Annotated in this window: 1 protein-coding gene; it reads left to right on the top strand. The window is 58.8% G+C overall.

Annotated elements, in window-relative coordinates:
* Positions 1-33: 33 nt before the first annotated feature.
* Positions 34-284, top strand: a 251-nt coding sequence (locus H4J46_RS17475) for a HAMP domain-containing protein (RefSeq protein WP_220462900.1), incomplete at its 3' end; no start/stop codon positions are given.

Here is a 284-nt window from a genome sequence, read left to right as displayed (position 1 = left end):
CAGCTTAATCGCTTCTCCGAGGAAGTGACGCGGGTGGCGCGCGAAGTAGGTACCGAGGGTACGCTGGGCGGTCAGGCGCAAGTGCCGGGCGTCGATGGCACCTGGAAGGAGCTGACCGACAACGTTAATGCGATGGCGAATAATCTGACCACGCAGGTACGTAACATTGCCGAGGTGACCACGGCGGTGGCCAAGGGCGACCTGTCGCAGAAAATCACGGTGGATGCCAAGGGCGAGGTATTAGAGCTCAAGAACACCGTCAACGAGATGGTAGACCAGCTTAA

It is taken from the genome of Colwellia sp. MB02u-6 (genome assembly GCF_014077095.1).
Classification (GTDB): Bacteria; Pseudomonadota; Gammaproteobacteria; order Enterobacterales; family Alteromonadaceae; genus Cognaticolwellia.
Note: the sequence above shows the minus strand (reverse complement) of the source record. Positions and strands in the feature narration are given on the sequence as shown.